The organism is Flavobacterium bizetiae, assembly GCF_024271895.1.
Lineage (GTDB): Bacteria > Bacteroidota > Bacteroidia > Flavobacteriales > Flavobacteriaceae > Flavobacterium > Flavobacterium bizetiae.
Genome location: NZ_CP091861.1, coordinates 2208330 through 2228598, shown reverse-complemented (window position 1 = coordinate 2228598; position 20269 = coordinate 2208330). Strand labels below are relative to the sequence as shown.

The following is a 20269-nucleotide window of genomic DNA, read 5'->3' as shown; positions in this document are numbered from 1 at the left end:
AACCAAAAAAAATCAAAAAAAGTATTGTGTATCTTAAAATTAGTTATAGTTTTGCACCCGCAATAACAAAGCAGGCCCGTTCGTCTATCGGTTAGGACGCATGGTTTTCATCCATGTAAGAGCGGTTCGATTCCGCTACGGGCTACAAAAAAAGCTTCAGAGAAATCTGAAGCTTTTTTTTTGCAATTGACTTTTTAAACTCGGAATTGTGAACTTTTTTTAGAAGTATTCTTAGATAAAAACCTTTGCGTTCTCTGTGGTAAAAATTTCCGATATCCGCATTTACTACCAATCAGGAAGTACCGGTCTTATATCTTTTACTGTTATTTTGGTAAATATTGTTTCCCCTTCATTTCGCTTTCTTTTCTCTTTTAAGCTATTACCTTCAATTACAAATTTTCTAATTACTCGTTTTCCTGCTTTACTAAATGAAGTATTCGGAATTTCAATTAAAAGCAAATCGTTTTTAATATTATAGTACCCCACAAAAAACGCCTTTTCTATATTATTAACATCAATACTTTCGGTCTTACTAGCAAAAAGCGCAAACTGACCTGAATTAAAAAATCTTATATAGTTGTATCGTTTTAAATTTATAGTTTTATCTTCATAAAAATTAAAATATACCGCATCTACTTCTATCTTATTCGACATTTCTTTGGTAAAAGTTTTTTCAAACTTCATTTTTTTCAAATGCAATCTGCCATACTGATTTTCGTCAATATACTTTGTGTAATGCTGCGTTAATCGGCAGGAACTTGTAAGCAATACAAGCATAATCAATAAAACTATTCTCATAACTATCTGGCAATCAAACAAAAATTAAACCCTTAAACTAGTTGTAATATTACTATAAAAAATCTATTTTTCTTATTTCTCATAAAACTCCCAATCATCTGTAAGTTTCATGATTAAATTGTACTTCTGTTTATAATAATTATCCACCTCATTCGGATGCTTTGAGTCGTGTGCTTCGACTACGAAATTTCCGTTTTCCATAATAAATCCGTTGGGGTTATTAAACTTAAAAATTATTTTTTTAAGCTCTAATTCATTTCTTCCGCAGGATTTTAAACCATACAAATTGCCTTTATAAATACGGAAACAAGACCCTTCTCCTGTTATATTATTAATTTGCCTTTTGCTGTCATACTCCAGAGCATTACTGCTTTTATCAAGAAGTTCGTTTAGCACAGGAAGATTATCTGGTTTTTGTTGTAAAGCATGAATAATTAAAACATTAAAATCAGGAAAAGAAATCAAAACAGTATCTTTCACTACAAGACTGCCTATTCTTTCTTCAGACGGATATCCTTCTTTCTTTATTAAATCGATCAGCTTTCCGGTAACTCTTTCGGTGGTTTCGTATAATACTTTTGGACTCTTTCGATTTTCCAATCCATAATCGGCCTGGTCTTCGTTGAGCAAATTTGTTAATTCATTCTTTAAGTTTAAATTCCATTTACTCTGTGCATTTTTACGGACCGAATCGTATTTGATGCTAAAGTTTTTCCATTCCGGATTTTTTCTAATTCCGTTAAAAATTTTAGCATTAAAATACGGTAATTCAACTCCTTTTAAAGCCAGTTTTTCGCCCCACCAGAAAGCAGTTTTAAAATCTCTTGATAAAACAGCACAACGAATAGCGTTATGAATATCTCTTGCAAATAATGTGGGATATTTTTGAGCAAGCAAATTATATTCTTCTTTTGCTTTACCATACTGCCTGGTTAGAATATAATTCTCGGCATTTTTCGTATACGTATAATAATTGATTTCTTGTTTTTGAGTTTTCTCTTTTTCAATATCTGCTACCAGTTTATTAGCCGTAATTAGAGGTTTGCAGTCATAATTTTCTCTTTGTATTATTTTTTTTCCTCTATTTTTGTTTGGATCATAAATCATAGATCCCAAATCGAAAATCTCAGCATAAGACGCACCTGAACCAAATGCAAGAAGTGTATTCTTGCTAACTTTCCCTTTTATTTTAAAAGGCTGTTTTTCTGCTAAATTTGTTTTGTAGTACTGATAATTTTTAAAATAAAAAGCCGGAAATTGATCCAGAACGGTAAATTCATCTGCCTCTTTATTGCGGAATTTTACCGCTACACTATCTTTATTTACAGTATTTCCCAAATAACAAACTCTTATCGTATCTCTTTTTTCTCCCAGAAATACCTCAACATAATCCCTTATTTTTTTAGTTCTCATAAACACATTCGAACCCCAATCATTGTTTCCGCTAACAAAACCTTCTATTTCTGCAATACTGTCTTTAGGGTTGAAATTACACTTCGTTATCTCTATTTTTAAAAAACACATCGATAAATGTTCTATAAATTGAAAACCTCTAAAAGTCTTACTTTTAAAGGTTACTCCGTAATTCACAATTCCTTTGTACTTTCTGGTATCTACAAAATAGGATGTTTTCACACTATCTTTTGATTCTGAAAACCAATTTGTCCTATTGTTATTCCATACGTTATAAGTCTCCTTAAGTACTGCGTTTTTATCAAAATCACTTTGATTAAAGGTTTTATATTTTATCTGGTTTTGCGCTAATGCGAGATTGGTAAAAAGAATATTTATTAAAACAACTAAGGGTACTAAAAGTGCTTTTTTCAAAATACTAAATGTTTTTTTATTAGAAAAAATAGCAAATTACCTGATACAAATAATGAACTAAATTTTGATTGATAAATATTAATACAATTAAAAAACTAAGTTATTTACTTTATAAATATAAACCTTATGCGATAATCGGGTATTCTATTTTTGATTTTTATAATGCATTACAAAAAACCATCTTCAATCTAATGATTTCCTAAACTGTTTTTCCTATTCTTCAGCTTGTCATTTTCAAGGCAAGAAATTCTCCCAAATAAATTCCATTACCAATCAAAATACATAAAAAAGCGAGAGACTTTATCTCGTGTCAATCCATAATTAATTTCAAAAAAAACAGGTTATTGAAAGATTTTCAAAAAAAATAAAAAAAGGACGTAGGGGTGAAATTTGATTCAGTTGTATTACTACAATAACAAGAGCAGAATTCAGCAACTCTTAATCTCAAATTGCCTTATGATACCAATAATTATCACTGTCGCATTACTTTTTTGGTTATTTAAAAAAATCGAAACTATTGCATCTGAGAACTTCAGCTTTGTTGCGATTTCCGGCAAAGTAAAATTTACTGTTCTCTTTTTTCTTATTGCAATGACTTTTCAGGCACAAGAAAAAACAGTAAACTATAATGTATTACGCAATGGCACTATCATTGGGCAAATGCAGTTTTACCAAAAGACTTATAATGATGATGTTTTCCTGAAAATTTCATCAGAAGTAAAAACCAGATTGATTTTTGGTATTGATATCAAAACAGAAGAAGGTTCACATTTTAAAAACGGAAAACTAATCTCGTCGTACGTGAAACGCCACGTAAACGGAAAAGAGAAAGCCAATAAAACGACTCAGCTTATCGATTCGAGCTATAAAACTTTAGCCGAAAATAAAAAGGGTCAAATTAAGCAACAATATATCGACTACAATCTTATGCTGCTTTACAGCAAAGAACCTGTGGGCGAAACCGAGGTTTACTCGGATAGTTTTCAGCAATTTTTAGTGATCAAAAAAACAAACCATCACTCCTATCGTATTGTATTGCCTGACGGAAATTATAATGATTACCATTTCCTGAACGGTATATGCCAAAAAGTCGAATTGCATCATTCCTTATTTACAATCAACATTCAAATCGCATAAATCAATCTAAAAATCAATCATCATGATCAAAATCATCAATTATTTATTTACTAAACTCACTTTCTTTGGTGCAGAACCTATTGCAATGGGCAAAATTCACGAAATCGAAAAAAGCGCACCCAACTTAATTGTATATGCATTGCCCGTAGTATTGTTTTTTACCGTGCTTGAATTTGTTGTTTTTTACTTTTTAGAAAAAAAAGAATACGACAAAAAAGAGACTTTAGGATCGGTTTTAATTGGTCTGGGAAATCTAACGGTCAATTTATTAATGAAAACCGGTTTATTGTATGCCGTTGTTGGAATTTACAATATCCTGCCGTATCGCATGGAATTTAATTGGTGGAGCTTAATACCGTGTTTTATACTTTATGATTTTAGCTCGTACTGGACACACCGAATCTCTCATTATTGTCGTTTTTTCTGGGCGACTCACGTCGTGCATCATTCTGCCGATCATTATAATCTTACGGTAAGTTTTAGACAAAGTTGGTTTCAGTATGCTAAAATTGTATTTTTTATTCCGCTGATTTTTGCCGGGTTTCATCCTGCTGTATTTTTTATTGCCAATCAACTGAGTGTATTGTATCAGTTTTGGGTACATACAGAAGCCATTGGAAAACTGCATCCGTTTATCGAAAAACATTTCGGAACTCCATCTAATCATCGCGTACATCACGGAAGCCAGGAAAAATATCTCGACAAAAACTTTGGCGCCACTTTTATGATTTGGGATCACTTATTTAATTCCTTTCAATACGAAGAAGAAAAACCGCGCTATGGTATTACGAGTGCGCTTAAAAGTAAACTCAATCCGTTATACCTCAACATTCATGAATTTCAGGATATTATCAGGGATGTAAAAAAAGCAAAAGGCTTCAGACACAAGATGTATTACATTTTTGCCAGTCCCGATGCTATTGCCAAAAATAAATTAAAAAAAGAAATCATTCAACCTCAATTGTCTGTATCATGCGAAGAAGTCAAAAAAAGCAACAAGAATTTCAATACCAACTTTTCGAATACTTTAGCCGAAAAGATAATTGTATAAAAAACATAGAAAATGAAATAATCAACACAGAAACAGATAAAGCATTAACGTTTACCTATCTCTCAGATCATAGTTGTATTGTGCATTGTTACGAATTTAGTTTAAATACTGATATCGATATGAACACTACAATTGATGCTTTTATCGCATTATTAACCAATGAAAACAAGATGCATTATCAGCCCAATGCTTCTTACAATTAATCAAAAAAATAACATTAAATATAAAAAGTATATATCTTTGATTGAATATCAAAACGTATTAGTGGAGTATAGCAATACAGACCAAATCAGTTTTATAAAAAACGGAAATGAAGCTGCTTTTGAAAAGGTTTTTAAAATGTATTTTAGAAACCTTCACGCTTTTGCGTACACTTTTATGAAAGATGATATCATTGCCGAAGAAATTGTACAAAATGTCTTTTTTAAGGTTTGGGAAAAGAAAGATCAACTGCAAATTGATGATTCATTAAAAGCTTATCTCTACAGAGCGGTGCATAATGAAAGTCTCAATCACATCAAACACCTTAAAATAAAAAGCTCTTTTCAACTTCAGTATTCAGGTAATATGGAATCCTCAAATCAAGATGCATCGAATCAAATGATGGCATCTGAACTCGAAAGCGATATTCAAAAAGCAATTAACGAATTGCCGCAACAATGCCGAACCATTTTTCAGATGAGTCGTTTCGAGCAACTCAAATATCAGCAAATTGCCGATCAGTTGAATATTTCTATCAAAACAGTCGAAAACCAAATGGGTAAAGCCCTAAAAGTATTACGCATTAAACTGGTTGAATATCTTCCCTTCCTGCTTCACTTTTTATATTTAATACGAAGATCATGAGCCAAAACAATATGAATATGAACGATGATTTACTAGTGAAATACCTGGTTGGCGAAACTGATGCAAACGAAAGCGCAACAGTAGAAATTTGGCTTAAAGCCGATGAAAAAAACTTAAACTATTATAAGGGTTTTAAAAAAATATGGGAAGACAGCCTTGTACTTGCTGACCAAAAAACAACCGTTGATGAAAATGCAGCATGGAAACGATTTCAAAATCGCATTCACGAAAATGATGTTCCTGTGCATACTTTAAAAAAGTCTTCGATGAATTGGTTACGAATTGCTGCTTCAATCTTGCTAATTAGCACTTTGGGATGGCTGGGGTATTCTTATTTCGAAAATAAATCTGCCAATACCTTAATCGAGATAAAAACAGCAAATACAACTCTAAACGATACTTTACCGGATGGCACAACGGTTACTTTAAATAAAAATTCATCTTTGTCTTATACGAATAAGTTTAAAGGCAAAACACGACCAGTTACCTTAAAAGGCGAAGCTTTTTTTTATGTTTCTCCGGATAAAACAAAACCTTTTATCATTACAGTAAACGATGTTACGGTGCAAGTGGTTGGAACTTCATTTAATGTAAAAAACAAAAACGGAAAAACAACTGTAGATGTCGAAACCGGAATTGTAAAAGTGAGCAAAAACAAAGATCAGGTCGAATTAAGACATGGCGAAAAAGTAGTCATTGCAGATCTACAATCGCATTTATTAAAAAGCGTCAGCAAAGGCAAACTGTATAATTATTATCGCAATAACGAACTTGTTTGCGAAGAAACTCCCTTGCAGGAATTGGTCGATGCGCTCAACGAAATATACGATGCAAACATTATTATAAAGAAAACCGCGTTGCAGAAAAAACCAATAACAACGGTATTTAAAGATCAGTCATTAGATGAAATTTTAGAAGTAATTCAAGAAACATTCCTGATCGAGATTGAACGCAAAGACAACCAAATCATATTAGAGTAATTCCATTATATGAACTCAAAAATTACTTTAATATCGTTTTTATTTTTACTTTTTTCAGGCGCTTTTTTTAGCGCCCATGCCCAGTCTATGCTAGATATCCCGATATCTGTTCAGGCAGACAAAAAACCATTAGGCAATATTCTGGGTTTAATGGAGCAAAAAGGAAATTTTAGATTTGCATATTACAGCAAATTAGTTGCAAAAGATAGTCTGGTAAGCATTCATGCCGATCAGTCTACGATAAAAGACGTTCTCGATCAATTATTAAAAAACCGATATGAATATAAAGAATCAAAAGGGTTTATAATTCTTCGTTATGCACCTCTGGAACTTGCTCTTGTACTAGAAAAAAATAGCGTTGTGGGCGATTATCAGGTGGTAAATGGTTACATCATGGATGTGCAAACCAACAAACGTATTGAAAATGCGAGTGTCTACGAAAAAAACGCCCTGCAATCTACCCTTACAGACAAAGAAGGTTTTTTTGAATTAAAACTAAAAAACATTCCTGAAACTATTGAGCTTACCGTTGTCAAGGAAAATTACAAAACCATTACTACCATTTTCCTTTCGGAAATTAAAATACAAATGGGTTCCAGAAAATCTACAAATTCAGATTATGTCGATGGCGATTTCTCTGCAGTCGAACGATCCGGAATTGGCCGTTTCTTTATTTCTTCTAAACAAAAAATACAATCTCTTAATCTTGGCGGACTTATATCTGAAGTTCCTGTACAAGCCTCTCTTATCCCGAGTCTGAGTACGCGCGGTATGATGAACTCACAAATTAACAGTAGTGTTTCTTTAAACTTATTGGGAGGATATACGGGCGGCGTTCGCGGAGTCGAAATGGCGGGACTTTACAATATTAATCGTATGAATGTTCATGCGTTACAAATGGCAGGTATATTCAATACCGTAGGAGGATCTGTAAAAGGAGTTCAGTTAGCCGGAGTTTATAATAATGTATTTGGAGATCTTAACGGTTTGCAAATGAGCGGAATTCATAATAGCGTAAAAGGTTCGCAGATAGGTTTGCAAATTTCGGGCATTTATAATCATACTCAGCAAGATTCTAAAGGAATTCAGATTGCTGCTATTTATAATAATGTAAATGGTTCTCAAAACGGATTGCAAATTTCAGGTATTTATAATGCCGGACATCAAAAAGTACGCGGTATGCAAATTGCCGCATTAAATTATGCCAAAGAATTAGACGGACTTCAGATTGGATTAATCAATTTTGCGGGTTCGCCATCAGGTTATAGTTTTGGATTATTGAATTTTAAAAAAGACGGTTATCAAAAATTTAGTGTGACACGCAATGAAATTTCCGATATTAATTTAGCTGTAAAAACAGGAGATAATAAACTCTACACTATTTTGATGGCAGGAAAAAGCGAACGAACTAACGAAGAAAAACTAACTTCGTTTGGGTTCGGGTTAGGAAAAAATGCGCCATTAGGAAACCGTCTTAGTTACAATCCTGAAATCAGTATTCAGTATCTTTATTTAGGAAACTGGGATCGATACAATTTTGTCTATAAATTCGATTCTCCGTTTACGTTTCGAATATTCAAAGGTGTAGCGCTGTCTGCCGGACCTTCTTTTAATCTTTATTCCTCTGAAAGAAGAGACAAAAGCAGCCCCGACATCAATAATTCTACTTTTGTACAAAACCGAACCAAACGTTATAATGTAATAAAAGACAATGGCAACGGAATTACAGGATGGGTAGGCTGGAGCTTTGGTTTAACCTTATTTTAAATAATCTGTTACATTAAAAATCCGCGCCAAGCATTTCGGTAATTTCACTTAACAATTCTAATTCATCCATAGGAAACATTTGGAGCACCGTTTCTAAAATTAAACTCACATTTATAACGGGACTTTCTCGCATTTCAGAAATTTTATGCGTTTCCTGATCGAGTGCCAAAACACACAGTTTTAGCATTTCGGTAATCACACAGCCAAGCTCATAATAATTGATCCATTTTAGTTGAGTCGGATAAATTTCTTTTACACCAAGAGATTTATTCGCAATGTCGCGATGCTTGCTAATTAATAGTTTAAGTTTTTCTAATTTTTCAATTTCAGATGTTTTCATTATATACAATTCTTTTATAATTAAACAAATATAACAAAAAAGACAACGTATATGACTGGATATATATATTCCTGTTTTTTTGACTACTTACTTATAATTTTCAACTTTAAATAATTAAGAAAATGAGAAAAACTGAAGTACCTGAATCTGTCAAAATTGTTGGAAACAATATAAAAGAGATTATCAAAGAAAAAAATCTTAAGGTAAGATACGTTGCTCACGATTCAGATTTAGATATTGAAGCATTAAGAAGATATATGTTAGGAAAACAAATTATGGGAATTGATAAGCTTATTCGTATTAGTAAAGCTTTAGATGTTGAAATATCAGAATTGTTTCGAAAAATTGATTAATTCTGTTATTTAAAAATAAAAACCACAATCCACAGACATTCAAAACATTACCAAAAATCTACTAAAATTGTGAATATCTATTTCAGGAATTCAGCCTTTATTTTCCTGTAAAATCTATCTTTGGCATCCTTAAAAAACATTAGAAGATGAGCGCAACTTGGTACGAATGCAAAGTAAAATATAGAAAGACAGACGAAACCGGAGGACAAAAAGTTTTAACCGAGCCTTATTTGGTTGATGCTTTATCGTATACCGAAGCCGAAAAAAGAATAAATGAAGAAATGGCGGCTTACATTAGTGAAGAATTTAAAATCACGAATATAAAAGTAGCCAACTATGCCGAAATTCATCCTTTCGAAAATGCAGATCGTTGGTTTAAATCGAAAGTTTCATTATTGGCTTATGACGAAGAAAGCGGTAAAGAAAGAAAATCGAACATGTATATGTTAGTGCAGGCAAATGATGTAAGAGAAGCTTATGATAATACGCTTCATATCATGCAAAGCACTATGGGAGAATATTCTATCCCGGCAGTTTCTGAGTCTCCAATTATGGATGTTTTCCCTTATTTCAGCGGTGAAGAAGGCGAAACCGAACAATTAGAAAGATTCAATAGACTAAAAGCTTCAAAACCTGTAGAAGTCGAAAAAATCGACCATATGGAATTTGAAGAGGCTTTGGAAGAATAAAATTCTTACATATAAATTCATTAATAAATCATTTTTAATTTATGAAAATTCCAAAATCATCGCAGGGTCTAATTGAAGAGATTTTTATTTGTGTTGATTTAAATGATAAATTAGGAGATTTAAGAATTAGACAACTTCATAAAATATTAAATAAAGTTTCAGATGAAATAATTATTGATGCCGTAATACAAATTTTCGAAAATAAAAATAGGGATAAAACTTTATATCTTGATCAGCTATATGCAGGACAAATTTTAGCTCAAATCAATCCAAAATCTACAATAGATTTAAAATTAATTTTAAATAAAACTTTAGATAACTGGAATAAAAGTATAAACGATTTACCTTATTGGCTTGTAAAAAATTATAGCAAAGAAATTTTAAAGAATGAACTTCTTACAATTTCAAACCATCCATTAAAATCTAATGAGATGAAAGATAATGCAAAAACAATGATGTGGTGGATTGAACAAGTCAGATGAAAATAAATATAAATACAAATAGCTTCAGAGAAATCTGGAGCTTTTTTATTTTGTAACATTTAAGCCAATAAACTGTCTTATTCGGAAATCAAAATAAATTATATATTAGCATTACCATTAACCACCTACAAACCAAATCTTCATGAGCAAAAAAACAATAATTCTAATTGGGTTTATCCTTCTAAAATTTGTTTTGCAATATCAATTAATAAATCCTGAATACGATTTGCAACGCGATGAATATCTGCATCTCGATCAGGCGCATCATTTGGCCTGGGGCTATTTATCGGTTCCGCCCGTAACTTCCTGGATTTCTTATATTATATTTCTTCTTGGCAATACTGTTTTTTGGGTAAAGTTCTTCCCTGCTCTTTTTGGCGCTTTAACACTTTTAATCGTCTGGAAAACTATCGAAAGTTTAAAAGGCAATTTATATGCGTTAATTCTAGGTGCAACTTGTATCTTATTTTCGACATTGTTGCGAATTAATACGCTGTACCAGCCCAACTCATTAGACATATTGTGTTGGACAGCTTTTTATTATGTCATCATTCAATACATCCTGACCGAAAAACCTAAATATTTTTTTATTGGTGCAATCGTATTTGCCTTTGGATTTCTAAACAAATACAACATTTTGTTTTTGCTAATTGGCCTCCTTCCGGCCCTATTATTGTCCAGCGAAAGAAAAGTGTTTGCTCAGAAAAAACTATACTTCGCTCTGATTGTGGGATTGCTTTTAATTTTACCCAACCTTTTATGGCAATACAACAATCATTTTCCTATTGTGCACCACATGAAAGAATTGGCTGAAACACAATTGGTCAATGTTGACCGAACAGGATTTCTAAAAGAACAATTATTGTTTTTTATTGGTTCTTTCTTGGTAATCATCGCGGCTTTGTATGCGTTGTTGTTTTACAAACCTTTTGCCCGATTCAGATTCTTTTTTGCATCGCTGATTTTTACCCTTGCCATCTTTATGTATTTTAAGGCCAAAGCTTATTATGCTATTGGGCTATATCCTGTTTATATTGCTTTTGGCGCAGTTTTTCTTTCGCAAATTTTACAAACGGGCTGGAAACGTTGTTTACAACCAGTGTTTATCATTATTCCGTTATTGTTTTTTATTCCAATGTACCATCTTACGTTTCCCAATAAAAGCCCTGAATATTTTGTGAAAAATCAGGAGCAATATAAAAAAATAGGAATGCTTCGTTGGGAAGACGGAAAAGATCACGATTTGCCACAAGATTTTGCCGACATGCTGGGCTGGAAAGAACTGGCCCGAAAAACAGATTCGGTTTATGCCTTAGTTCCAAACAAAAAGGAAACGATCGTACTTTGCGATAATTACGGACAAGCCGGAGCCATCAATTATTATACTAAAAAAGGAATTAAAGCGGTTTCTTTTAATGCCGATTATGTCAATTGGTTTGACCTTACTATTCAGTACAAAAACCTCATCCGAATTAAAAATTACGAAGAAAAGAGTACTGAATTTGAGGAAACTGGTCCGTTTTTTCAATCCTCAGCAATTGCCGGCGAAATAACCAACAAATATGCAAGAGAGTACAAAACGACTATTTTTGTGTTTACCAAAGCTAAAATCAACATTAATAAAAGAATTGAAGACGAAATAAAAGAAGAAAAGGATTATCTCAAGGAATAAAACTCCAGCAATGACAGATTTTAGCAATATTGAATATTTAAAAAACGGAAATAAAAAACAGCGTAATGCTTTTGAAGTCTTAACTCAACATAAGATTTTATCGAACCTTGCCGAATTTGACCCAATTTTGGTTGGAACAATCCCAATTAATATTGATATCGAAAACAGCGATTTGGATATTATTTGTTATTGGAAAGACAAAGCCAGTTTTATAGAAAAAATCATTCTCTTTTTTGAAAAAGAAGCTGAATTCAATATTAGAGAAGTATTTATTAATGACAGAGATTCTGTTGTTGCAAATTTCAAAATAGAAGGCTTTGAAATTGAGGTATTTGGACAAAATATTCCAACCAAAGAGCAAAACGGATATAGACACATGCTTATCGAAAATGAAATTCTAGAATCAAAAGACAACGATTTTAGATCAGAAATTATCAAACTCAAACAAAATGGCTACAAAACCGAGCCGGCTTTTGCCTTTTTATTAGGCTTAAAAGGAGATCCTTACGCCGAATTATTAGAATATAAAATCTAAGTCTTAAATTACGCATATTTAAACACCTCTATTTTAAACATTTACAATAAAAAAGCACAAAATAAAAAATAATTCACAAATTTCTTTGCATAACCGTATTTAGTGCTTATCTTTGCACCCGAAACATCGCGGGATAGAGCAGTAGGCAGCTCGTCGGGCTCATAACCCGAAGGTCACAGGTTCGAGTCCTGTTCCCGCTACTAAGACAAAGCTTCAGAGAAATCTGGAGCTTTTTTGTTTTAAAATCTATACTGTCGGAATCATATCCGCCGCGGCGGACACAGGTTCGAGTCCTGTTCCCGCTACTAAGAGAAAAATACCACTTGAAAAAGATGGTGTTTTTTTATTTTAAAATCTAAGCTATCGGAATCATATCCGCCACAGCGGACACACGTTCGAGTTCTGTTCCCGCTACTAAGACAAAGCTTCAGAGAAATCTGGAGCTTTTTTGGTTGATTTCTTACACAGGCTTTATTAGATTACTTTTTAGTTTAGCATAAATGTCAAGACTTATAAATTTACCATCTTTAATTTCACAGTCTTTCATAGTTCCTTCGTACTGAAAGTCAAGTTTAGCCATTGCGTTTTTACAATTCTTATTTTCCGACTCCACAAATCCTTCAATTCTGTTAAGTTTTAAATTGTCAAATCCATAACTGGAAATTAACGGTATTGCTTCTTTCATAATTCCATGTCCCCAAAAATTGGAGATTAACCAAAAACCGATTTCTGCTTTTTTATGTTCCTTACTTAAATTATTTAACCCACCCGCTCCATAGAATGTTGCATTATCAGCCGAGCAAATAGCAAACCAAATTCCTGTATCGTTTTTTTCAAGGTCAGCAAAAAAAATCATTTGTTCTTTAGTTGCTTCCAATGTTTGAAAACTCACTCCATAATATTTAATAACTTCTGGATGTGAAAGTCCTTTGAAAACATTTTCAAGATCACTATCTGCAAATTGTCGCAGTAAAAGTCTTTCGGTTTTTATCGTTGGAAATTCTTTTTTCATGATTTTTTGTTTGTTTCTTATTATCTGTTTTCGCCGCCAGAAACCGACCGCTAACTTATTTATATAAATTCTTTCCCCTAATACAATAAAAGCTTCAGATTTCTCTGAAGCTTTTATTGTTTTTATAAAATAAGCGCTTTCGCGAGCATAACACTACCAAATTGTAATCCTATCCTTCTTCGGCAAGAACATTTTATCTCCGGGTTGCACATTAAATGCCTCGTAAAAAGGTGTTGTATTCATTAAAGGACCATTAACGCGCCAGTTTGGTGGAGAATGCGGATTATTGTTAATCCACAAACGCAGGAATTCGTCTTTCATTTTTACTCGCCATATTTTGGCTATAGAAATAAAGAAACGTTGATCTGGAGTAAAACCGTCGATTTTTGTGTTTCCTTTTCCTTGTTCAGTCATTTTAAAAGCATCATAGGCAACGGCTATTCCGGCGATATCTGCCGTATTTTCACCAACTGTCATTGCACCATTAATATGTAGATTGTCTAAAACAGTATAGGTACTGTACAAATTAATAACTTGTTGTATTCTTGATTTAAACTGTGCATAATCCTCTTTTGTCCACCAGTCTTTTAAATTACCAACCTTATCAAATTGAGCACCCTGATCATCAAAAGTATGGGTTATTTCGTGTCCTATAACCATTCCGATACCTCCGTAGTTAAGCGCGTCATCTGCATTATTATCAAAATATGGAGGTTGCAAAATACCCGCAGGAAAAACAATTTCATTTGCAGTAAGGTTATTATATGCTGTAACCGTTGGAACTGTAGTATACCATTCTGACTTATCAACTGGTTTGTCTAATTTTGCCAATTGAAATTGATATGCTGCCGCTGCGGCCGAAACCATATTCTCAAAATAGGTGTTTCTTGCTATTTTTACATTGCTATAATCTTTCCATTTATCCGGATATCCTATTTTCTTCGTAATAGCAAACAATTTTTCTTTGGCTTTTTGTTTCGTACCAGGACTCATCCATTCTAATTTATCAATTCTTTTGCCATAGGCTTTTTGCAGATTGTTCACGAGAACCAACATACGTTTTTTAGCATCTTCCGGGAAGTATTTCTTTACATACAATTCACCCAAAGCGTCGCCTAAGTAAGTGTCAAGCACATTAGCCATTTTTTCGCCACGTGATTTTTGAACAGCCTGACCAGAAAGCACTTTCGTATATTCGAATAAAGCATCGACAAAAGACTTACTTAAATCATCTGAATATCTTTCTATAGAATTTGCTTTCAAATAAATTTTCCAATTATTAACCGGAATAGTTTTTAAGAGTTTGTTAAGCGCGTCATAATAGGCAGGCTGACATACATTAATAGAATCAGTTTTAGCACCTAAATTATTTAAAAAGGTAGTCCAGTTTATATTAGGATGTTTTTTTACAAGATCTGTCACAGCCATTTTATTATAATTTGCCTGCACATCACGAAGCTCGACTTTTGTTCTATGCGAACCTGCTAGTTGTTTATCAATATCATAAACCAAATTAGCATTCTTTTCGGCCTCTGTGGCATCGCTGCCCGTTTGTTGAAACAAGGTAGCAAGGTATTTTTTGTACGCTTTCTGTATGGCAACAGTTGATGGATCTGATTTGAAATAATAATCCCTGTCAGGCAAACCAATACCAGTTTGATAAAGCTGGGCAATATTCATACTGCTGTGTTTATTGTCGGGTGACACTCCAAAAGCTATAATAGAAGAGTTGTCTACTTTTACCTCATTAACTACAAAGTTCATTAAAGAAGGTAAATCGCTAATTGCGTCAATTTTGGCAAGCAGAGGTTTGATAGGTGTATAGCCGCGTTTGTCAATAGTTACGGTATCCATACCTGAGGCATAAAAATCTCCTACCTTTTGCGCTATACTTCCTGCCTCATTCTTGCTTTTCGAAATACTGTCTAATATTCCCTGAAGGCGCATTCGTTGTGGGTAATTCATAAACATATAGGCACCAACTCCGGATTGAGATGCTGGTATTGATACAGAATCATACCATTTGCCATTTACGTATTTAAAAAAATCATTCCCAGGACGCAATGTCGAATCTATTCCGGTGATAGCAACATTTTTTTTTCTTTGATGTTTGGAACATGCTGTAAAAGATAAGAATGCAATGAAGAGCATTAATGAATTTCTCATAATCTAGACTTATTTCTATTAAAATGAACTGAAAAACGTTTGAAAGTAAATATTTTAAAATGCAGAACAATATACGAATTCAGTTCGTAATTCTAAACTTTTTATAAAATTACTACGCACAAACAACATAATTATAGCTAATTATTTATCATTAATGTAATAACCTAGTATAGCATTCCGAAACCTGGCTGGCTTTAAAACTTAAATAATTCTACTATTCAGATTTACCAACCCAGCGATAGCGCACAGACAAAACAAATCATCCTGAATATAAAACCGATTCTTCGGGGTCAGCTCGCAAACGTTATGCAAATATTTCGTTTACAAACAACAACTAAACACTTACTAATCAAAACACTATAATTCAACGCTATTAATTTCAATGATTACTTTGCGCTATTTTTCTTTTATTACAATGCAATTTTATCTTAATTTTATCACAAGAATGTAATTAAAAAAAATGAAGTAAAAATGATTACCCATAACGAGTATTAAACTCCAAAAATTAAACCTATAACCCCTAACCTATAACTAATGTATTACATGAATAATAAAAATCTGATACCAATTTTTATATTATTGTTTTTCTTGTCCTGTAAAATTCAGGCACAAGGATCTGATAAAAACGCGAAGGATAGTATACTACTGTACAATAAAATGCTTTCAGTAAAACAAATGCAGCAAGATCTTAAAATACTTCTTGCCATAAACGAAAAAGCAAATTCCGGCCTGTACCAATACCGTTCTAAAAAACAAATAGACAGTCTTTACAATACAACTATTAAAAATATTAAGAAGCCTATAAGCGTTACGGAGTTTTATAAAATAATGCTTCATCTGGCAGACTATGAAGGAAGTGTACACAATTATACTATTCCTGATCTCGATTTAATAAAATTTCTGAACAGGCAAAAATCTTTTTTCCCCTATCCTCTTCTTTATATTAAGGGGCAAATTATTTTTGATGGTCAATCATCAGATATACCAGCCGGTTCGAGGATAAGAAGTATAAACGGGATAAGTGACACAAAATTGATGCAGTCTTTTTATAAATATTATACAGCAGATGGCTTTAACATTACAGAAAAATTATCGGCCAGCGTAAATAAATCCTTTGGAATAAATTATCTGCTGGAATATGGTCTTTCTAATGAATTCATTATAGAATATAATTCGCCAAAATCTGAATCTCTTGAAAAAAAGGTACTTCCTGCAGTAACGCTAAAGCAAAGAGAAGCAAACATTAAAAATAGATTTAGCGCTCCTGTTACGGATTTGTTAGATTACAAAAAGCAGTCTCCCTACAGCTTCCGCATGCTTAACCCGACAACAGGTTTATTAAATCTAAGATGGTTTGGAATGGCATACGGATCAGACGATCCTAAGTTTGAACCGTATGTTCATTTTTTGGATAGCGTTTTTACAGGACTCGACAAAAATAAGGTTCCTAATCTGATCATTGATGTTAGAAATAATCCTGGCGGAAGTGACCCTAACTTTGAACAGCCTGTAATGTACCTCACAGATCAACCATTCAAAGAAAATGTAAAGGCTACTATAATTTTCGATCCCAACTTATTGCCTTTTGAGAACTATTTCTGGGGCGTTTCAACATCAGAACGAATGGATAGTATTTCTAAAAAAATGGGGAAAGAATACTTAAAAGATGTGTATCCGGTTTTTAAAAACAATATAAGTGTACAAAACCCAAAATACAATCCGGTTTATTATCCCAAATCGCCAAAGTTTAAAGGCAATCTTTATCTTTTGATTAATGAAAATGTAGCATCGGCCGCTTCACATTTTGCTTCTCTGGTAAAAGCGTATGTTCAAAATGTTACCATAGTTGGTGTAGAAACTGTTGGCGGTTACTATCGTCACAACGGACATTCGCCATTGGTTTATGAACTTCCCAATTCAAAGATAAAAACACAATTTTCAATTGTAAATCTGGTTCAGGATGCTCCAAAAAAAGAGAATCAGCCAGAAGGTCGTGGTATTATGCCAGACCATGAAGTATGGCCATCTCTGGATGATTTTTTCCAACAAAAGGATACGCAAATGGAGTTCACACTTAATCTTATAAAAACGAAATAATTTAGATTTTTTATACTTCCAACCAATAGAAAGCTTCAGAGAAATCTGGAGCTTTTTTCGTTTATTTAAATTTATAAAACAATATCCTTAGTCAGATTATAGTAGTAAAGTCAAAGAAATTCACCAGGCTTGTCTAACAACTCTTCTAAGAAAATCATTTTAGTTAATCATTTCTTAATCCCTTAAGAAAGTCATTTGTATTACTATAAATTCGTTATGTCAATTCGTATGAAATAAGTTATGTTTAAAAAATAACTCATTAACATGATATCCCAAAACAAATCTTAAAAACAATCTTTACAGGAAAAAATTGATCTATACAGCACTTTTAAATATTGCGATTTTTCAGGGAATAGTTTTAGGCTTAATTATTTTAAAGTCTTCTATCTTCAATAGTAATTCAAATAAATATCTGGCAGGCTTACTATTCGTACTTTCCATTGTTTTACTAAATTATGTTTTTGAAATTGAAGATGTTTTTACATCCTATCCCTTATTACGCTTTATAGATATTATCGACTGGGTATTTCTATTACCTGTTTTCACATTTCTGTTTATTATAAACCGCATTGATGATGCGGTAAAAAACAGACAAAAAACTTATTTGTGTTACATTCCATTTGCCTATAACAGTATTCTTAATGTTACAATCTGTCTTGACAGTGTAGCAGGAATTTATAAAATTCCTGAGTCCTTTGGGTACCTGGTCAATATACTCCAGATGATTCAGCTTTTACTAGCCGTTACCATCGTTCTGTTTTTACCTCTTTACTCTTATTTTATGATAAAGCATTTAAAAGACCCTCAAGAGAAAAAATGGATAATTACTTTATTAACTTTCATGTATTTGCTATTATTTGTCTGGCTAACTACTTATTTGGTTGGCCTGTTTTTTCATTCTGACATTTCCTCTACAATGAGTGTTTTGGCGCTGTCTGCGACATTCATAATTCATTGGACAGCTTATATCGGAATTTACAAATACAAACTGGCCAAAAACAAAGATGCTGTTTATAATTTTCTCAATACAGATTTAGCTCTTTCGTATAGCCATCTGCAAATAGAAGAAGATAATCTTCCTGAAGAATACCGGGAATCGATCACAGCAGATAATCTTTATTTTCAGAAACTGGAACTTCTTTGCAAAGAGCAGCACATTTATACTGACAGTACATTAAACAGAGAAAAAGTGGCCGAAAAATTAGGCATAAGCCCGGGATATGTTTCCCAAATCATAAACACAATTACAGGAGACAACTTTGCTCATTACATCAACCAATACCGGGTTGAAGCTGTAAAGGAAATGATCTCAGATTCTGAATATGAAAACTATAATTTATTGACGATGGGATTGGAATCTGGGTTTACTTCAAAAACTACTTTTTATAAAGCTTTTAAAAAAGTTACCGGTCAGACACCAAACGAATATAAAAATACCAGCAAATAGGTACCATTTTATCCATTTTTAAGCTTTTGAAACCTCCTTTAGTTTTTCTTATATGAATTTTGGACTCAATAATTCAAATCAATTTTTATGAAAAATTTTTTATTACTAGCTGTTCTTACAGTTTTAGGATTTTTAAATGTTAATGCCCAAGAAATTAAATTTGGTGCTAAAGGAGGTCTAAACTTTGCCAATATCAGCGGAGATAATACCAAAGGTATTGATGTCGTAACCTCATTTAATTTTGGTGTTGTATCAGAAATTCCAGTTTCTGATAAATTTTCTTTTCAACCTGAAATAATGTATTCCGGTCAGGGATATAGTTTCGATGATAATACTGTTGCCTTAAGTTATCTAAATATTCCTTTAATGGGAAAATATTATGTAACAAAAGGATTGAGCCTTGAAGCCGGACCGCAAATAGGATTTTTGCTTGCTGCCAAAAATGAAAAGACAAACGTAAAAGATTCGTTTAATACTGTTGATTTTGGAGTTAATTTTGGTCTAGGTTATAAACTTGACAACGGACTTAATTTTGGCGCAAGATATAATTTGGGGTTAACTGATATTAATAATGTAGAAGGTTCTTCTAGTAAAAACAAAAACAGCGTATTTCAATTATCTGTTGGTTATTTCTTTTTCTAAAGCTTAATAATTTCAACATTTTTTTATGCCTTAACTCAGCCTTTTTGAATAAAGGTTAAATCATTGCCGCGAACAACTATTACCACAAAGCTTCAGAGAAATCTGGAGCTTTTTTTATTCCATACAACCTAAACCAATCTCGAAATTATAAAAACAGCAATACAAAAAACTACAGTAAATACGATTGAATTAACGAATCTGTCTTTTGCCCGAATTGATTTATCAGATAATTTTACTTTCGTTGCATGTTTTTTGCTCCATTTATTTGCTTTCATATTTTTTTATTTTAATTCAACACTTTTTCTCCTTAAAGTCAAATGTTGTGCCAAAATAACGGAATAAATCATAAGTAAATGAATTTCAAACAAGTAGAAAAACAGGCATTCTCATTAAATTTATAAACCCCTTTCAAAATGATACGATGCCTT

At 32.6% G+C, this 20269-nt stretch carries 20 protein-coding genes and 2 tRNA genes; 16 read left to right on the top strand and 6 right to left on the bottom strand.

Annotation, left to right across the window (positions count from 1 at the left end; all coding sequences use genetic code 11):
• Window positions 1–73 precede the first annotated feature (73 nt).
• Window positions 74–145, top strand: a tRNA-Glu gene (locus tag L0669_RS09860).
• Between the two features lie 140 nt (window positions 146–285).
• On the opposite strand, the gene L0669_RS09855 is transcribed toward L0669_RS09860, so the two are convergent.
• Both L0669_RS09855 and L0669_RS09850 read right to left on the bottom strand, forming a co-directional pair.
• Window positions 286–684 carry a hypothetical protein gene (locus L0669_RS09855; protein ID WP_263763134.1) on the bottom strand — a complete coding sequence of 133 codons (399 nt, stop codon included), beginning with the start codon at window positions 682–684 and terminating at the stop codon, window positions 286–288.
• A 186-nt stretch (window positions 685–870) separates the two neighbouring features.
• On the bottom strand, window positions 871–2625 hold the full coding sequence (locus L0669_RS09850; RefSeq protein ID WP_263763132.1) for a hypothetical protein: 1755 nt from the start codon (window positions 2623–2625) through the stop codon (window positions 871–873).
• A gap of 456 nt (window positions 2626–3081) precedes the next feature.
• On the opposite strand from L0669_RS09850, the gene L0669_RS09845 reads away from it, so the two are divergent.
• Genes L0669_RS09845 through L0669_RS09820 form a run of 6 tightly spaced genes read left to right on the top strand, consistent with a single transcriptional unit; the run spans window position 3082 to window position 8406 of the window.
• Window positions 3082–3762, top strand: a complete 681-nt coding sequence (locus tag L0669_RS09845; protein ID WP_263763130.1) for a DUF6134 family protein — start codon at window positions 3082–3084, stop codon at window positions 3760–3762.
• A 22-nt stretch (window positions 3763–3784) separates the two neighbouring features.
• Window positions 3785–4813: a sterol desaturase family protein gene (locus tag L0669_RS09840; protein ID WP_263763128.1), complete on the top strand. Its 1029-nt coding sequence runs from the start codon at window positions 3785–3787 to the stop codon at window positions 4811–4813.
• Complete coding sequence (locus tag L0669_RS09835) at window positions 4735–5016, top strand: hypothetical protein (protein ID WP_263763126.1); 282 nt, start codon at window positions 4735–4737, stop codon at window positions 5014–5016. The genes L0669_RS09840 and L0669_RS09835 overlap by 79 nt, the downstream gene beginning before the upstream one ends.
• Window positions 5017–5053: 37 nt before the next feature.
• Window positions 5054–5659 carry an RNA polymerase sigma-70 factor gene (locus L0669_RS09830; protein ID WP_232067395.1) on the top strand — a complete coding sequence of 202 codons (606 nt, stop codon included), beginning with the start codon at window positions 5054–5056 and terminating at the stop codon, window positions 5657–5659.
• Complete coding sequence (locus L0669_RS09825) at window positions 5656–6639, top strand: FecR family protein (RefSeq protein ID WP_263763124.1); 984 nt, start codon at window positions 5656–5658, stop codon at window positions 6637–6639. Before L0669_RS09830 ends, L0669_RS09825 begins: the two co-directional genes overlap by 4 nt.
• A 9-nt stretch (window positions 6640–6648) precedes the next feature.
• On the top strand, window positions 6649–8406 hold the full coding sequence (locus L0669_RS09820) for an STN and carboxypeptidase regulatory-like domain-containing protein (RefSeq protein ID WP_263763121.1): 1758 nt from the start codon (window positions 6649–6651) through the stop codon (window positions 8404–8406).
• A gap of 13 nt (window positions 8407–8419) precedes the next feature.
• Here the strand turns inward: L0669_RS09820 and L0669_RS09815 are convergent, their stop codons facing one another.
• On the bottom strand, window positions 8420–8746 hold the full coding sequence (locus L0669_RS09815; protein ID WP_263763119.1) for a hypothetical protein: 327 nt from the start codon (window positions 8744–8746) through the stop codon (window positions 8420–8422).
• A 122-nt stretch (window positions 8747–8868) separates the two neighbouring features.
• Between L0669_RS09815 and L0669_RS09810 the strand changes: the two genes are divergently transcribed.
• The 6 genes from L0669_RS09810 (at window position 8869) to L0669_RS09785 (ending at window position 12677) form a co-directional block, all read left to right on the top strand.
• Window positions 8869–9099 carry a helix-turn-helix domain-containing protein gene (locus L0669_RS09810; protein WP_263763117.1) on the top strand — a complete coding sequence of 77 codons (231 nt, stop codon included), beginning with the start codon at window positions 8869–8871 and terminating at the stop codon, window positions 9097–9099.
• A 146-nt stretch (window positions 9100–9245) separates the two neighbouring features.
• Entirely contained in the window at window positions 9246–9788 is a 543-nt protein-coding gene (locus tag L0669_RS09805; RefSeq protein ID WP_263763115.1) for a DUF4494 domain-containing protein, read from the top strand.
• 41 nt (window positions 9789–9829) lie between these two features.
• Window positions 9830–10270, top strand: a complete 441-nt coding sequence (locus tag L0669_RS09800) for a hypothetical protein (RefSeq protein ID WP_263763113.1) — start codon at window positions 9830–9832, stop codon at window positions 10268–10270.
• Window positions 10271–10412: 142 nt separating this feature from the next.
• Complete coding sequence (locus tag L0669_RS09795; RefSeq protein ID WP_263763111.1) at window positions 10413–11942, top strand: glycosyltransferase family 39 protein; 1530 nt, start codon at window positions 10413–10415, stop codon at window positions 11940–11942.
• Between the two features lie 10 nt (window positions 11943–11952).
• Window positions 11953–12477 carry a DUF4269 domain-containing protein gene (locus L0669_RS09790; RefSeq protein WP_263763109.1) on the top strand — a complete coding sequence of 175 codons (525 nt, stop codon included), beginning with the start codon at window positions 11953–11955 and terminating at the stop codon, window positions 12475–12477.
• A gap of 127 nt (window positions 12478–12604) precedes the next feature.
• Window positions 12605–12677: transfer RNA gene (locus tag L0669_RS09785), tRNA-Met, on the top strand.
• Between the two features lie 260 nt (window positions 12678–12937).
• Here the strand turns inward: L0669_RS09785 and L0669_RS09780 are convergent.
• Together L0669_RS09780 and L0669_RS09775 are read right to left on the bottom strand one after the other, a co-directional pair.
• The gene (locus L0669_RS09780) at window positions 12938–13489 is read right to left on the bottom strand and encodes a GNAT family N-acetyltransferase (protein WP_263763107.1); all 552 of its coding nucleotides are present in this window, start codon (window positions 13487–13489) and stop codon (window positions 12938–12940) included.
• A 153-nt stretch (window positions 13490–13642) separates the two neighbouring features.
• On the bottom strand, window positions 13643–15655 hold the full coding sequence (locus L0669_RS09775; RefSeq protein ID WP_263763105.1) for a M13 family metallopeptidase: 2013 nt from the start codon (window positions 15653–15655) through the stop codon (window positions 13643–13645).
• 543 nt (window positions 15656–16198) lie between these two features.
• Between L0669_RS09775 and L0669_RS09770 the strand changes: the two genes are divergently transcribed.
• The 3 genes from L0669_RS09770 to L0669_RS09760 all read left to right on the top strand — a co-directional run bounded on the left by L0669_RS09770 (window position 16199) and on the right by L0669_RS09760 (window position 19841).
• Entirely contained in the window at window positions 16199–17752 is a 1554-nt protein-coding gene (locus L0669_RS09770; RefSeq protein WP_263763103.1) for a S41 family peptidase, read from the top strand.
• A 310-nt stretch (window positions 17753–18062) separates the two neighbouring features.
• Window positions 18063–19199, top strand: coding sequence for a helix-turn-helix domain-containing protein (locus L0669_RS09765; protein WP_263763102.1), 1137 nt, complete (start codon window positions 18063–18065; stop codon window positions 19197–19199).
• Window positions 19200–19286: 87 nt separating this feature from the next.
• Window positions 19287–19841, top strand: a complete 555-nt coding sequence (locus L0669_RS09760) for a porin family protein (RefSeq protein ID WP_173971998.1) — start codon at window positions 19287–19289, stop codon at window positions 19839–19841.
• 128 nt (window positions 19842–19969) lie between these two features.
• Here L0669_RS09760 and L0669_RS09755 read toward each other — a convergent pair whose 3' ends face one another.
• Window positions 19970–20116 (bottom strand): hypothetical protein, encoded by a 147-nt coding sequence (locus tag L0669_RS09755; RefSeq protein WP_263763099.1) that lies wholly within the window; start codon window positions 20114–20116, stop codon window positions 19970–19972.
• Window positions 20117–20269 lie beyond the last annotated feature (153 nt).